We start from the raw sequence: 13,430 nt of genomic DNA, 5'->3' as shown, positions 1-13,430 counted from the left end.
CGCCCCCGTGGACCGCGTCAGTGGCCTGAGGCGCCCTTGCCCACGAACGCGGTACGCAGCGAGGCCTCCGGGGTCACATGGGCCAGTACGGCACGGCCCTGCGCGTCGGCGCTCAGCGCCTGGGCGCCGACGACACGGCCGGTGTCCGTGGTCCACTGGGCCTTCGTGCCGGGACGCCACAGCGCCGTACTGGTGGTGCCGTTGTTGTTGCGTCCGGCCAGCAGGATCGCGTCGCCCTGGGCCAGCAGGGCGAGCGGGCCGTAGCCCCGGGCGGTCAGGCCCGGTTGCTCGTCGCGCCAGTCGGCGGAGCCGGGGGCGAGGCGCGCGGCGACGGGGCGACTGGTCTTGGCCTCGCGGTAGGCCAGGACGATGCTCCCGTCGGGGCAGAGCACGGCGGCCGGCGGGTCCGCGGGGGCCGGCAGACGCGTCTGCGCGAAGGTGAAGGGGGCGCCGGGCTTGCTCTGCGACCAGTGGTGCACCGCGTCGTGGCCGGAAGCCAGCACGTGCACACGGCCTTCGCGGTCGGTGACCGCGCACAGCCCCTCCTGGACCTCGGCGCCGCCCAGGTCCTTCCACGGGGTCCACTGACCGTCGGGGCGCTGCTGGCGCATGGAGATGCCCTTGGACCAGTTGCGGGCGAAGACCAGCGCCCTCTTCTGTCCGTCGGTGGTGACGACCGGGGCACCGACGCGGCGGCCGCGGTCCGGGTCTGTTCCCTCGGGGTTGCCGAGGGAGGACCACGCGCCGAACGGACCGCCGGGCGAGCGCTGTTCGGCGAAGACGATCTCCCGCCGGTTGTCGTCCGCGGAGGCGCCCAGAGCCGCGGTGCGTTCCGCGAACAGCTGCCAGCGGCCGTCCTGCGTGAGACAGGCGGCCATACCGGGCAACAGCCGCTCGGCGGCGAGCAGTTGGGGCGCGCCCCAGGTGCCGCTGCCCTTGGCGGTCTCCTGCCACATGACGGCCCGGCCGCCGAGGACCGCGAAAGCGGTCAGCCGGCCGTCGGCCGCGGCGTGCAGCACCGGGCCCGCGGGATCGCGCAGGGAGGTCCGCTGCAACCAGCCCGTTCCGTACGAGCGGTCCTTGCCGACGTCGTAGTCGCCGCAGCCGGCCGCGAAGTCGCAGCTGTCGGGGGAGCCGCCGTAGACATTGAGGACGTCGGCCTTCGCGCGGACGAGCTGGGCGGGGAGGTTCTGCGGCCAGCGCTCGTTGTAGTAGCCGCGATAGGACACGACCGCGTACGGGCGCCCGGCGCCCGGCCCCTGATAGCGCTCAAGAGCGGCCAGCGTGAACAGGGCGGCGGCCGTGTGGTCCGGGTGATCGGAGTACCCGGGCTGGTCGTGGTGGAGGCGTTGCTTGGCGTCGTGCACCTGCATGTCCGGGTCCGGATCCATCATCCGGACCACGGTGGGGCGGTACTTGTCGAGCAGGTGGGCGAGGGCCGCGATCACACTGTCGCGGGTGACCGGATGCGTGCCCTGTACCGGTGAGCCGGTGCTGACGAGCGTACTGGTCGCCATGGACGGATCCGCCCACAGTTCGGGAAGCCCCTTGCTGGGGCCCGAGCCGTAGGAGCTGTGCTGACGGATGCCGAGGAAGACCAGCTGGAGGCCGGGGTGGCCGTCCAGGGTGTCGACCTCGACGCGCGTGCCGTCCGGCAGGGCCACGGCTTCGGCTCGCCACGCGGTGTGTGCTGCGCCGGTGGCCATCTGCGCGTAGGCCTGGCGCAGACCCTGCCGGCGCGCCCCGGCATAGGCGGCCACGTCCGGCTTCGGCGGCGTCGTGGACCCGGGGACCTTGTTGATGCCCCCGGTCTCGCCGCAGTTGAGATAGACGCTGACGACCTGGTCATTGGCGGAGATGGACTGCGACAGCTCGGGATTCATGAAGTACAGGTCGTCATCGGGGTGCGCCACGACCTGCATCACCCGCCCTCCGCTGTGTCCGTCCTGCGCGGCGGGCACAGTGGCGCGGCCCGTGCCGGCGGGCTTGTCGGCGTGGGAGGAGCAGGCGGCGGCGCCCAACGCGACGAATCCCGCCACGACGGTGCGGCGGGCAGGACGGCTGAAAGGAAGCGGCTGCATGGCGAAGTCCTGGGCAGAAGGTGCGGGGTCCGGTCAGCGGCCCTGGGTCAAGGGGTCCGCTCGAACCTGCTCGCCACCGGGAAGTAGGCCTTGAGGAACGTACGGATGAGACGGTCGCTGCGCGCGAAGTCCGCCTCGTCGGACGTGGTGTCGTTGAGGCAGAACACGTCCTTGTCACGGTCGCGCAGCAGCCGGTCGAGCTGGCTCGGCGTGTGCGGGTGGGCCACGTCGCGGTAGACGTAGCGCAGGTCCCCGGGGACCGCGCGGCGGGTGTGGAAGGCGTGGTAGTGGTACAGCGACGAGGGTATGGCTATGTCGTCGCTGCTGCGAAAGCGCCGGGAGGCCGTCGTGGCGTGCTGCTCGGCGAACTCCTCCTCGATCTCGTCCAGGACGCTGCGGGTCAGCGCGTGCGGCATGTGCCGCATCTTCTCCACGGGGGTGGTGCCGAAGCGCTGCTGTATGAGCGAGCGGTTGTTCTTCCCGGCCGCGGCCACGGGCACGTCGTCGGCGGAGGGCGGGCCGAGCGGCACCAGGGCGGGGGAGGGGAAGAACCTGGTCAGCCCGTTGGCGAGGAAGAAGTCGCCGGGCGCGGCCTCCGAGCCGAGGAAAACGTCGTCGTTGAAGTAGAGGAAGTGCTCCGACAGCCCGTCGATGTGATGAAGCTGACTCTCGATGGCGTGGGAGTTGAAGGTCGGCAGCACGCTCGGGTCGCTGAAGATGTCGCGGTGCGACACCACCTGGATGCCGGGGGCCGAGGTGTCGAGCCAGGCCGGCGTCTGGTCGTCGGTGACGAGGTAGATGGTCCGGATCCACGGCGCGTACATGTCCAACGAGCGCAGCGAGTACCGCAGTTCGTCGTGGTCGGCGTAGCGCGCGGCGTTGGCCGCCTCCGCGTGGTAACTGGTCCCCGAGAACCGCGAGCGACGCTCGAGCCACGCGGGGTCGGAGCCGTCGACCCAGGTGTAGACCGCGTCGATGGGAAACGATATGTCACGCGGCAGGACGGTGGTGAACTCCTCGCGCGTACGGACCGTCAGCAGGCCCCGGTCGCGGGAGCCGTAGGGCGCGGTGAACGTCTCCGCGGGGACCTCGACGGTCTTCCCCGCGACGGCCACGGTCTCGGCGATGGAGTTGCGCCGGGGCGCCGTCAGGCGGTCGCCGTCGGCGGCCCAGAATTCCAGGTCGCAGCCGTGCTCGGGCCCGAGCACCAGCTGCCGGGTGGGGTCGGTCCGGTAGGCGAAGACGCGGACCACGTCCGCCTGCGAGAACCGCCCCCAGCTCGCGGGCCGGAAGCCGGCCAGGACCCGGCCGCCGTTCTCGGGGGACGTCAGGTAACCGGGGTAGGAGCCGCAGTGCTCGCTCAGCACCCGCAGCGCGGCGGGACGGTCGGCCCGGGAGACGGCGACGGTGGTGGCCGAACGGTCCTGGCGGCGGACGCAGAAGTAGTCGATGCCCGCGCCGGACAGGGCCTGGGTGACGGTGGCCAGATTCGCGCGCCGCGCGGTCTCGGGGGAGAGGCGGGGCTCGGGCAGCGCGATGCGCAGCCGGCCCTCGGCCGTGACGACGGTCGCACCGGACTCGGCGATCAGCGCGTGGTGGGTCGCGGCGAAAGCGGAGGACCGCACCTGGACGGCCTGAAGCGCGCTGGAGGCGGCGCCGATGCGCTGCTTGACCCGGCGGCGCTGCTCGGGCGAGAAACGCCGGGCGATGGCTCGCCGGCCCTGGACGGGCAGCACTTTTCGGTACAACGAGACCAGACTGGACGCCTCGGCGCTGGGCCGAATCCCCCCATGTCCGACCTGGACGCCGAATGCGTCCGGCTGGTTCACCACGACTGCCCCCTGCCGACGGGCCCCGGTCGCATCTACTTCTTGGGCCTTCGTCATATTCTTCTGTCTCCGTGTAAAAAACGTCCCAGCCGGGACGGCAGCCACGCGGACCCCCCAAAGGCGCGGCGAGTGACCTGAACCAGCGATTCTCATGTGAATCACATGTGAAGTTAACATGTTGGGCCTTGGCTACTCGGTAAAGCCCTGGGAAACCTGTGGCGTTCCACCACCACCGATGCGATCTCTGTGAGATACGTCTCGCCGGCTCAATTCGGTGGTCGACGCCATGGTGCGGTTGTGTCCGGCACAACGGAAAACCGCGGGGCCCGACGAGCCGGCGCGGGTTCGCCTCGCACGGGGGTGGTGCGTCTCACGCAAAGGGACGCGGCTTGAGAGATTCGGAGAACGGAGCGTCATGGGTGAACCCCTTCTGTCCCACGCGGTGCGCGCCGCCAAGTGGGCCCGGGGCACAGCGGTGCGCGCCCGGCGACGGGCCGAGCAGATCGACACGGTGCCCGCGCTCGGCGCCCGTGCCCGCTCCCGCCCGCCGCTGCGGCCCGTGCACCTGTCGCTCCTCGGCGGCCGCACGCTCAACCTCGCCGTGCCCTGCCCCGTGCCGCCGGCCGGCGTCGCCGAGATGCAGCTCCACCTGGAGTCCCACGGCCGCGTCGAGCAGCTGCCCCTGGAGCAGGAGGCGCAGCCCGACGGCACCACGCTCCTGACCGTGACCACCCCCCTGCGTCACGCCCGGTACAACCCGCCCTCCGCGCACGGCCCCCGCCTCGCCGACGGTCTGTGGCGCATGAGCCTGGTGGCCGTCGACCACCAGGGCCGCACCCGCCGCACCCCGATCGCCGCGCTCGGCGACGCCGTGTCGGACGGGCCCACCCTGCGCACCCCGCCCGACCCCGCGACCGGGGTGCACTACCGGGTGGTCCGCACCCTGGACGGCCACGCCATGATCAAGGTCTCGGCGCCGCGCCGCCAGGCCGAGCTGGTCTCCCTCGACCTCAAGTGGGACCGGATCACCGTGCGCGGCAGGCTCATCGCGGTCCGTGCCCCCGGCCCCCAGGCCGGCGCCGAGGCCGTGCGGCGCGGCGTCGGCGGCACGCCGCTGGCCATCCCCACCCAGTGGCAGGGCCCCGAGTTCACCTTCGACCTGCCGCTCGCCGAGATGAGCCGCGAGGGCCGGGGACAGCGCATGTGGGACATCCGGCTGCGGTCGGGGACGACCCACCTCAAGATCGCGCGCAGGCTCACCGACGTACGCCACCCCAAGCGGGTCTTCCGCACGCCCTTCCGCAGCGTCGCCCTGGCGGACGGCACGGTGCTGCGCGTGCACGCCCACCTCTCGGCAGCCGGCACCCTCGCCGTCAGCTGCGCCCCCTTCGTCACTCCCGAGGACACCAACCGATGAAGATCACTTTCCTGCTCACCTGGGGCGACGAGATGGGCGGCACCGAGATGGCCGTCTACACCCAGGCCCATCATCTGATGTCGCGTCATCAGGTGGAAGTGATCAGCGTCTTCAAGACCCGCCCCGAGCCGTTCTTCGAAGCCGGCCGTGACGTCCCGCGCCGCTACCTCGTGGACCGCACCGGGTCCTACGGGCGCCCCGTGCGCGCCACCGGCCTGGCCGAGCAGGACTGCCGCACCCTGGCGTCCCTGCCGAGCGAGCTGATCAAGCCGTCCTGGGAGTCGACCTTCGACCGGCTCTCCGACATCGAGATGACCACCGCGCTCGGCTCGCTCGACACCGACGTGCTCATCACGACCACCCCCGCCCTGATGGCCGCCGCCACCCTGGCCCCCAGCCGCGTCATCACGGTCCACCAGGAGCACCGCGCCTCCCAGCTGCGCGGTGTCTCCGGCGAGCCCCTGCTGGTCTACGCGCCCCGCATCGACGCCCTGGTCTCCCTGACCGACCGCACCAACGACTGGTTCGCCGACAGCCTCGGCGCGGCCGCCCCCGAACTGGTCGCGATACCCAACGCGGTGCCGGACGGCTTCCGTCCGCGCTCGGACCTCGACAGCAAGACCATCGTGCTGGCCGCCCGCATGACGCCGGAGAAGCAGATCGACCACGCCGTCGAGGCGTTCGCCGCGATCGCGGACGAGCACCCCGGCTGGACCATGCGGATCTTCGGCGACGGACCCCAGGAAGTGAATCTGCGCCGCCTGGTCGACGGCTTCTCGCTGCACGACCGCGTCCAGCTCATGGGCCGCTCCGCCCAGATGGAGCAGGAGTGGGCCAAGGCGGCCCTCGCCGTGCTGCCCTCGCGCAACGAGGCCTTCCCGCTGGTGCTGCTCGAGGTCTTCGCCGCGGGCGTGCCCGTGGTCGCGTACGACATCGTCACCGGCCCCGCCGAGATCATCCGCCACGGCGTGGACGGGCTGCTCGTGCCCGCCGCCGACAAGGACGCGCTGGCCACCTCCATGGCCAAGCTCATGGAGGACGACGACACGCGCCGCGCGTTCGGCGCCGCCGCCCGCACGGGCGTGCGCGAACGCTTCGGCGCCGCCGAGATCACCGGCCGCTGGGAAGAGCTCTTCACCCGCCTGCTGGCCCGGCGCGACGACCCCAAGCGGCTCGCCGAGCGCGCCGACCGGATCGCCCGGCGCGTCGCGGCCGGCGGCACCCGCAGCTTCAACGTCAGCGCGCCGGTCAGCGGCCTCGCCGACTCCGTCGACGAGCAGAAGGCCCGCGAGGTACTGCTCCAGGCCCAGGACCGCACCGGCACCATCGTGCGCACCGCGGGCCGCCTGGCCGAGGTCCGTGACGACATCCTGGCCCCCCGCATGGCCGAGTGGAACCTCGAACTCGCCACCTCCGCCCTCGACGCCCACAACGTGCCCTACGTGCTGCTGCGCGACGCCGGCACCTCCTACCGGGTCGCGGTCGAGGTCGAGCGCAGGCCCGAAGCCCTGGCGGCGCTCGCCACCGAACTGCACGGCAAGCCCGTCTACGGCGAACTCATCTCGCCCAACGGCGCGGTGCCCGGCGCCTGGCTTGCCGAACGGCTGCGCGGCGCCGACGACGTGGCGGGGGTGCGTGTCTTCAAGCCGGTCGTCACCACCAGCCGCACCCTGCGCTACGGCCCGGCCTTCGGCTGCACCGTGGAGTTCTGGGACGAGAGCGGCCCGGACGAGGAGTTCCCCGGCTGGCGCAAGGCGCCGCGCGGCTCCACCCTGGTCGGGCCCCGCCTTCCCGACCTGAAGGGGGGCGCGACGCTGCGGGTGGGCGAGCGCGAGCACCCCACGGACAAGGCGTACACCGGTCGCCTCATGAACGACATCGACTTCCCCATCGACGTCGTCTACACCTGGGTCGACGACACCGACCCCGCGTGGCAGGAGCGCCGCGACGCCGCGCGCCGCGCGGCCGGCATCACCACGGCCGCCGACGCCGACCACGGCGACGTACGCTTCCGCAACCGCGACGAACTGCGGTACTCCCTGCGGTCGTTGGCCATGTACGCGCCCTGGGTGCGCACCATCCACCTGGTCACCGACGACCAGGCCCCCGCCTGGCTCGACACCAGCGACCCGCGCGTCAACCTGGTCAGCCACCGCGACATCTTCGGCGACGCCGACTGGCTTCCCACCTTCAACTCCCATGCCATCGAAAGCCAGTTGCACCGCATCGAGGGCCTGTCCGAGCACTTCCTCTACCTCAATGACGACGTGTTCATCGGGCGGCCGCTGACCCCGCAGTCCTTCTTCGACAGCAGCGGCAACGCCCTCCACTTCCGTTCGCCCACCGCCGTGCCGCCGAGCGAGCTCTCCGACGACGACGAGGGTTACTTCGCCGCCGCGAAGAACAACCGGGCGCTGCTCGAGGAGATGTTCGGCCGCACCGCGACCCACAGCTTCCTGCACGCTCCCCACCCGCTGCGGCGCAGCGTCCTTCAGGAGATCAGCGAGAAGTTCCCCGAGCAGGTCGCGGCCACGGCGGCCAGCCGCTTCCGGGCCTCCTCCGACCTGTCCATCACCTCCTCCCTGCACCACCACTACGGGTATCTGACGGGCCGCTCCACGCCGTCGACGATCTCCTGCACCTACGTCAACGTGGGCAACCCCCAGCACCACACGGTCCTGAGTCGTCTGCTGGCCACCCGCAACCGCAGCGTCTTCTGCATCGGTGAGTCGGCGAACGCGGAGGTCTCCGTCGAGGAACAGGACCGCACCCTGCGGGCCTTCCTCGCGGCCTACTTCCCCGTGCCCTCGCCCTTCGAGCAGAGGCGCTGACGGAACACAGCGGCATGAGGAGGGGGCGGCGCTTGTGCGCCGCCCCCTCGGCCTTTCACCGCGCGCCGCGACCGGGCGGGAGCACCCGTTCGTGGACACTGTGCCAAGAGGCCGGGACACGCGCCGAAGCCCTCTTGCCAAGCCTTGGGGGAAGGTCCAGGATTTCCCTCCTCGGACCGCTCATGAGGCTCGCTCGACCCGGCCCGGCATGGTCTGACGTGGAAGGACACCAGCCCCCCTACCCCCGGCCCGGAAGCACCGCACGGACGCACCACCGCCACGTGGACCGCTAGGAGCACTGATGGATTTCGGACTCGTCCTCCAGACCGACCCGCCCGCGTCGGCCGTCGTCGGCCTCATGCGGCGCGCGGAACGCAACGGCTTCCGCTACGGCTGGACCTTCGACTCCTCGGTGCTCTGGCAGGAGCCGTTCGTCATCTACAGCCGCATCCTGGAACACACCACCAAGCTGACCGTCGGCCCCATGGTGACCAACCCCGGCACCCGCACCTGGGAGGTCACCGCCTCCACCTTCGCCACCCTCAACGAGATGTACGGCAACCGCACGGTGTGCGGCATCGGGCGCGGCGACTCCGCGATGCGGGTGGCGGGACGCAAACCCAACACCCTGGCCAGGCTCGGGGAGGCGATCGGCGTCATCCGCGACCTCGCCGAGGGCCGGGAGGCCGAGGTCGAAGGACAGCGCCTGAGGCTGCCGTGGGTCAAGGACGGCAAACTGCCCGTCTGGATGGCCGCGTACGGTCCGAAGGCCCTCGCGCTCGCGGGCGAGAAGGCCGACGGGTTCATCCTTCAGCTCGCCGATCCCTATCTGACGGAGTGGATGGTCAAGGCGGTCCGCGAGGCGGCCGCCGACGCGGGGCGCGACCCGGAGTCGATCACGATCTGTGTCGCCGCGCCGGCCTACGTCGGCGACGACCTGGCCCACGCCCGTGAGCAGTGCCGCTGGTTCGGCGGCATGGTCGGCAACCACGTGGCGGACCTGGTGGCCCGCTACGGCGAGCACTCCGGCCTCGTCCCCGAAGCGCTCACCGAGTACATCAAGCGGCGCCAGGGGTACGACTACAGCCACCACGGCAGGACCGGGAACCCCGACACCGCCTTCGTGCCCGACGAGATCGTGGACCGCTTCTGTCTGCTGGGCCCGGTCGAGGCCCACATCGACAAACTGCGGGCGCTGCGCGAACTCGGCGTGGACCAGTTCGCGCTGTACGCCATGCACGACGCGCGCGAGGCGGTCATCGACGCGTACGGCGCGCAGGTCATCCCGGCCCTGAGCTGACGGCCCGCCAACTTTCCTGCCCGGCCGTCCAACCCGCTGCCCGGCCCCTCAACTCCCAGCCCCGCACGGCCCGTTCGCATCCCCTCGCCGCGTCCCCGAACGGATGGCCTGCCCATGCCCGACCCCTCCGCCATACCCGAACTCCCCGCGCGCGATGACCGGTTCACCAACGCGGACCTGCGTCCCGTGCCCCGCGAGGCGCGCGTCTGGTCGACCTACAACTTCGCCGCGCTGTGGGTCGGCATGGCCCACAACATCCCCTCCTGGACGCTCGCCTCGGGCCTCGTCGCACTCGGCATGGACTGGAAGCAGGCGGTCTTCACCATCGCCGTCGCCAACGTGACCGTGCTCGTCCCGATGCTCCTGACCGGACACGCGGGCCCGAAGTACGGCATCCCCTTCCCCGTTCTGGCCCGCGCTTCCTTCGGACTGCGCGGCGCCAACCTTCCGGCCATGATCCGTGCCGCCGTGGCGTGCTGCTGGTTCGGCATCCAGACCTGGATCGGCGGCCAGGGCGTCTTCGTGCTGCTCGGCAAGGTCTTCGGCGGCTGGACCCACGCGGCGGAGACCGGCGGTCAGCCCTGGACGCTCTGGCTGTGCTTCGCCGTCTTCTGGGCCCTCGAACTCGCCATCATCCACCGGGGGATGGAGACCCTGCGCCGCTTCGAGAACTGGGCGGCGCCCTTCGTCCTGATCGGCGCGCTCGTCCTGCTCGCGTGGATCGCCCACAAGGCGGGCGGCTTCGGCCCGCTCCTGGACCAGCCCGCACGGTACGGCTGGGGCCCGCACTTCTGGCGGGTCTTCTTCCCGTCCCTCATGGGCATGATCGGCTTCTGGGCCACGCTGTCCCTGAACATCCCCGACTTCACCCGCTTCGGCCGAGGCCAGCGCGCCCAGGTCTGGGGCCAGACGCTCGGGCTGCCCACCACGATGACCGCCTTCGCGCTCCTGTCGGTCCTCGTCACCTCCGGCTCCCAGGCGGTGTACGGGGCGCCGATCTGGAACCCGGTCGACCTGGTCGCCAAGACCGACAACGTCTTCGGGCTGCTCTTCGCGCTGGTCACCGTCCTCGTCGCGACGATCTCCGTCAACATCGCGGCCAACGTGGTCTCCCCGGCGTACGACCTGGCGAACCTCGCGCCCAGGACCATCACCTTCCGCCGGGGAGCGCTCGTCACGGGTGTCGTCGGCGTCCTGGTCCTGCCGTGGAAGCTGACCTCGACGCCCCAGCTGTACATCTTCACCTGGCTCGGCGTGGTCGGCGGACTCCTCGGCACGGTCGCGGGGATCCTCATCGCCGACTACTGGGTGGTGCGCCGCACCATCCTGGACGTCGCCGACCTCTACCGGCCCGGCGGCCGCTACTGGTACCGGGCCGGCTGGAACTGGCGGGCGGTGGCCGCGTTCGCGGTGGGCGGCGTCCTCGCGGTCGGCGGCTCGTACTCCACGCTCGACGAGCACGGCGCCAAAGCCGGCCCCTTCCCCACGCGCGGTCTCATCCCCCTCCTGAAACCGCTCGCGGACTACGGCTGGGCGGTGGGACTCGGCTCGGGGCTGGTGCTGTACGCCGCCCTGTCGGCCGGAAACCGCCCCGCACACCGCGCGACCCAGGACCCGAACGCCCCCGGGCCGCGCTCCTAGGGCACGCGCGCGGTCCACTCCTCGGCGGAGAACTTCGTGGCCGCGAGCTCGCGCGCCCGGGACATCTCCTCGTCCGTGACACGGCCCTCGGCCAGGCCGTAGCGGGAGCGGAAGGACGCGATCATCCGCTCGATCACCGTCTCGCGCGCCAGACCCGTCTGGCGCCGCAGCGGATCGACGCGCTTCTTCGCGCTCGTGGTGCCCTTGTCGGACAGCTTCTCCTTGCCGATGCGCAGCACGTCCATCATCTTGTCCGCGTCGATGTCGTACGCCATCGTCACGTGGTGCAGCACCGCGCCGTCATCCGCGACCATCCGCTTCTGCGCCGCGCCCGCGATCTTGCCCGCCTCGGTCGCGATGTCGTTGAGCGGCTGGTACCAGGCCTTGACACCCATGTCGCCGAGCGCGCCGAGCACCCAGTCGTCGAGGTAGGCGTAGCTGTCCGCGAAGGAGAGACCCTGCACGAGGGCGTTCGGCACGGAGAGCGAGTACGTGATGGTGTTGCCGGGCTCGATGAACATGGCGCCGCCGCCGCTGATCCGCCGCACCACCGTGATGCCGTGGCGCTCGGCTCCCCGCGGATCGACCTCGTTGCGCAGCGACTGGAAGCTGCCGATGACCACCGCGGGCGCGCCCCACTCCCACACCCGCAGCGTCGGCGGACGCCGGCCGGCCGCGACCTCGGCGGTGACGACCTCGTCGAGCGCCATGTGCAGGGCGGGCTCCTGCGGGCCGTCGTGGATGAGCTGCCAGTCGTAGTCGTTCCAGTCGGTGGCATGGGCCAGGGCCCGGCGCACCGCGACCGCGACCCCGTCCGACGACAGTCCGTACATGGTGGTGCCGGGCGGCAGGGCCGCGTCGATCCGGGCCGAGAGGCCGGCGGCGGTGGTGTCGGCGGGGGCGCCCTCCAGAGCGCCGTTGATCGCGTCGATCGCCTCGTCGGGTTCGAGGAAGAAGTCACCCGCGACCCGTACGTCCCGCAGGACGCCGTCGCGCGTCTCCAGATCGACCACGACGAGCTTGCCGCCGGGGACCTTGTATTCGCCGTGCACCGTTGTGCCTCCCTCTGTTCTGAGCGGGCTCAACGGTAATGCGCCCCGCGCTGTTTCGCGGCGCGGGGCCGCCCGCTCCGGGAAAGCCGGGCTCTGGGCGGCCGCGGAAAGTCCCGGCGGCGCTCCGGCCGGACGTCGCCCTGCGGCCACGCACTGTTCACCGAGGGAGCTCCCGTGGCTCGCCCGTTGTCAGTGGCGCGTGCTTTGCTGGACGCATGATCGACGAAGGAATTCTCGAGGGTGTCCCGGCAGCGGTGGAAGAGGCGGTCCGCAAGGCGGCGGCCGCCGAGATCATGCCGCGCTTCCGCCGCCTGGCCCTGCACGAGATCGTCGAGAAGAACGGCCCGCACGATCTCGTGACGGTCGCCGACCGGCTCGCCGAGGAGCATCTGACGGCCGCCCTGACCGCGATACTTCCGGGCTCGGTGGTCGTCGGCGAGGAGGCCGTGCACGCCGATCCGGCGGTGTACGAGGCGCTGCGCGGCGACGCGCCGGTGTGGATCGTCGACCCCGTGGACGGCACCCGCCAGTTCGTCCGGGGCGAAGCCGGCTTCTGCACCCTGGTCGCCCTCGCCCACCGGGGCGAACTGCTCGCGTCGTGGACGTACGCGCCGGCGCTCGACGAGATGGCCGTGGCCGTCCGCGGCCGGGGCGCCACCCTCAACGGCGAGCCGCTGCACGCCGGTTCACCCCAGCCGGGCGCGGTCCTGCGGGTCGCCACCTCCCACCCGGACTACACCACGCCCGAGCAGAAGCAGGCCCTCCTGGCCCTGCGCACCGAGGGCGTGGAGGCGGTCCCGTGCGGCTCGGCCGGCCTGGAATACCTGGCGATCGCGCGAGGAGAGCTCGACGCGCTGGCGTTCTCCTGGGAGTACGCCTGGGACCACGCGGCGGGACTGCTCCTGGTCACCGAGGCGGGCGGCGCGCAGACCACCGTCGCCGGGGTGCCGTTCCGGATCGCCGGGGGCAACGAGCTGCCGTTCACCGCGGCACGCGACGCGGCGACGGCGGAGCGGATCCGGGGGCTGCTCGCGGGGGAGTGAGGGCATCGGGCGCTGGTGACCCGCCGCGTCCCGGCCCCGGTCAGGCCAACGCTGTCCGCACCTCGCTCACCAGGTCCTGGGCCAGATCCACTGGGTCGGGGATGAGGTCGGCCAGGGCCGCCGAAGCCCGCGGGCGCGACGGGCAGCGCGGCCGCCGCGCCCTTCTCGTTTAAAGGCCGGCGCCGGTGATGGGCGACCTCCGCCGGGGTGCCGGTCGCCCGCCCTGCCGGCCGGGC

General features: G+C 71.9%; 8 protein-coding genes. 5 read left to right on the top strand and 3 right to left on the bottom strand.

Annotated elements, in window-relative coordinates:
• Positions 1 to 17: 17 nt before the first annotated feature.
• Together ACFYM2_RS06820 and ACFYM2_RS06815 are read right to left on the bottom strand one after the other, a co-directional pair.
• A complete protein-coding gene (locus tag ACFYM2_RS06820; protein ID WP_359001893.1) occupies positions 18 to 2,081 on the bottom strand; it encodes a PIG-L family deacetylase in 2,064 nt (687 codons plus the stop codon).
• Positions 2,082 to 2,128: 47 nt separating this feature from the next.
• A complete protein-coding gene (locus ACFYM2_RS06815) occupies positions 2,129 to 3,913 on the bottom strand; it encodes a stealth family protein (RefSeq protein ID WP_388833980.1) in 1,785 nt (594 codons plus the stop codon).
• Positions 3,914 to 4,325: 412 nt separating this feature from the next.
• On the opposite strand from ACFYM2_RS06815, the gene ACFYM2_RS06810 reads away from it, so the two are divergent.
• The 4 genes from ACFYM2_RS06810 to ACFYM2_RS06795 all read left to right on the top strand — a co-directional run bounded on the left by ACFYM2_RS06810 (position 4,326) and on the right by ACFYM2_RS06795 (position 11,099).
• Positions 4,326 to 5,327, top strand: a complete 1,002-nt coding sequence (locus ACFYM2_RS06810) for a hypothetical protein (RefSeq protein ID WP_350233473.1) — start codon at positions 4,326 to 4,328, stop codon at positions 5,325 to 5,327.
• Entirely contained in the window at positions 5,324 to 8,158 is a 2,835-nt protein-coding gene (locus ACFYM2_RS06805) for a stealth conserved region 3 domain-containing protein (RefSeq protein ID WP_388833977.1), read from the top strand. The genes ACFYM2_RS06810 and ACFYM2_RS06805 overlap by 4 nt, the downstream gene beginning before the upstream one ends.
• A 301-nt stretch (positions 8,159 to 8,459) precedes the next feature.
• On the top strand, positions 8,460 to 9,458 hold the full coding sequence (locus ACFYM2_RS06800) for a TIGR03842 family LLM class F420-dependent oxidoreductase (protein WP_359001899.1): 999 nt from the start codon (positions 8,460 to 8,462) through the stop codon (positions 9,456 to 9,458).
• A 114-nt stretch (positions 9,459 to 9,572) separates the two neighbouring features.
• Positions 9,573 to 11,099 carry an NCS1 family nucleobase:cation symporter-1 gene (locus ACFYM2_RS06795; protein WP_388833974.1) on the top strand — a complete coding sequence of 509 codons (1,527 nt, stop codon included), beginning with the start codon at positions 9,573 to 9,575 and terminating at the stop codon, positions 11,097 to 11,099.
• Here the strand turns inward: ACFYM2_RS06795 and ACFYM2_RS06790 are convergent.
• Positions 11,096 to 12,151 (bottom strand): biotin/lipoate A/B protein ligase family protein, encoded by a 1,056-nt coding sequence (locus ACFYM2_RS06790; RefSeq protein ID WP_388833971.1) that lies wholly within the window; start codon positions 12,149 to 12,151, stop codon positions 11,096 to 11,098. The genes ACFYM2_RS06795 and ACFYM2_RS06790 overlap by 4 nt on opposite strands.
• A 215-nt stretch (positions 12,152 to 12,366) precedes the next feature.
• Here ACFYM2_RS06790 and ACFYM2_RS06785 point away from each other — a divergent pair, with 215 nt between their 5' ends.
• Positions 12,367 to 13,194: an inositol monophosphatase family protein gene (locus ACFYM2_RS06785; protein ID WP_388833968.1), complete on the top strand. Its 828-nt coding sequence runs from the start codon at positions 12,367 to 12,369 to the stop codon at positions 13,192 to 13,194.
• The last annotated feature ends 236 nt before the right edge of the window (positions 13,195 to 13,430 follow it).

Origin of the sequence: Streptomyces sp. NPDC006711, assembly GCF_042869775.1 — a bacterium.
Lineage (GTDB): Bacteria > Actinomycetota > Actinomycetes > Streptomycetales > Streptomycetaceae > Streptomyces.
This window is presented reverse-complemented; position numbering and strand designations above follow the sequence as displayed.

Coding starts and splice junctions, on each gene's coding strand:
- ACFYM2_RS06820 (WP_359001893.1), bottom strand. CDS start 2,081: ATGCAGCCGCTTCCTTTCAGCCGTCCTGCCCGCCGCACCGTCGTGGCG.
- ACFYM2_RS06810 (WP_350233473.1), top strand. CDS start 4,326: ATGGGTGAACCCCTTCTGTCCCACGCGGTGCGCGCCGCCAAGTGGGCC.
- ACFYM2_RS06805 (WP_388833977.1), top strand. CDS start 5,324: ATGAAGATCACTTTCCTGCTCACCTGGGGCGACGAGATGGGCGGCACC.
- ACFYM2_RS06800 (WP_359001899.1), top strand. CDS start 8,460: ATGGATTTCGGACTCGTCCTCCAGACCGACCCGCCCGCGTCGGCCGTC.
- ACFYM2_RS06795 (WP_388833974.1), top strand. CDS start 9,573: ATGCCCGACCCCTCCGCCATACCCGAACTCCCCGCGCGCGATGACCGG.
- ACFYM2_RS06785 (WP_388833968.1), top strand. CDS start 12,367: ATGATCGACGAAGGAATTCTCGAGGGTGTCCCGGCAGCGGTGGAAGAG.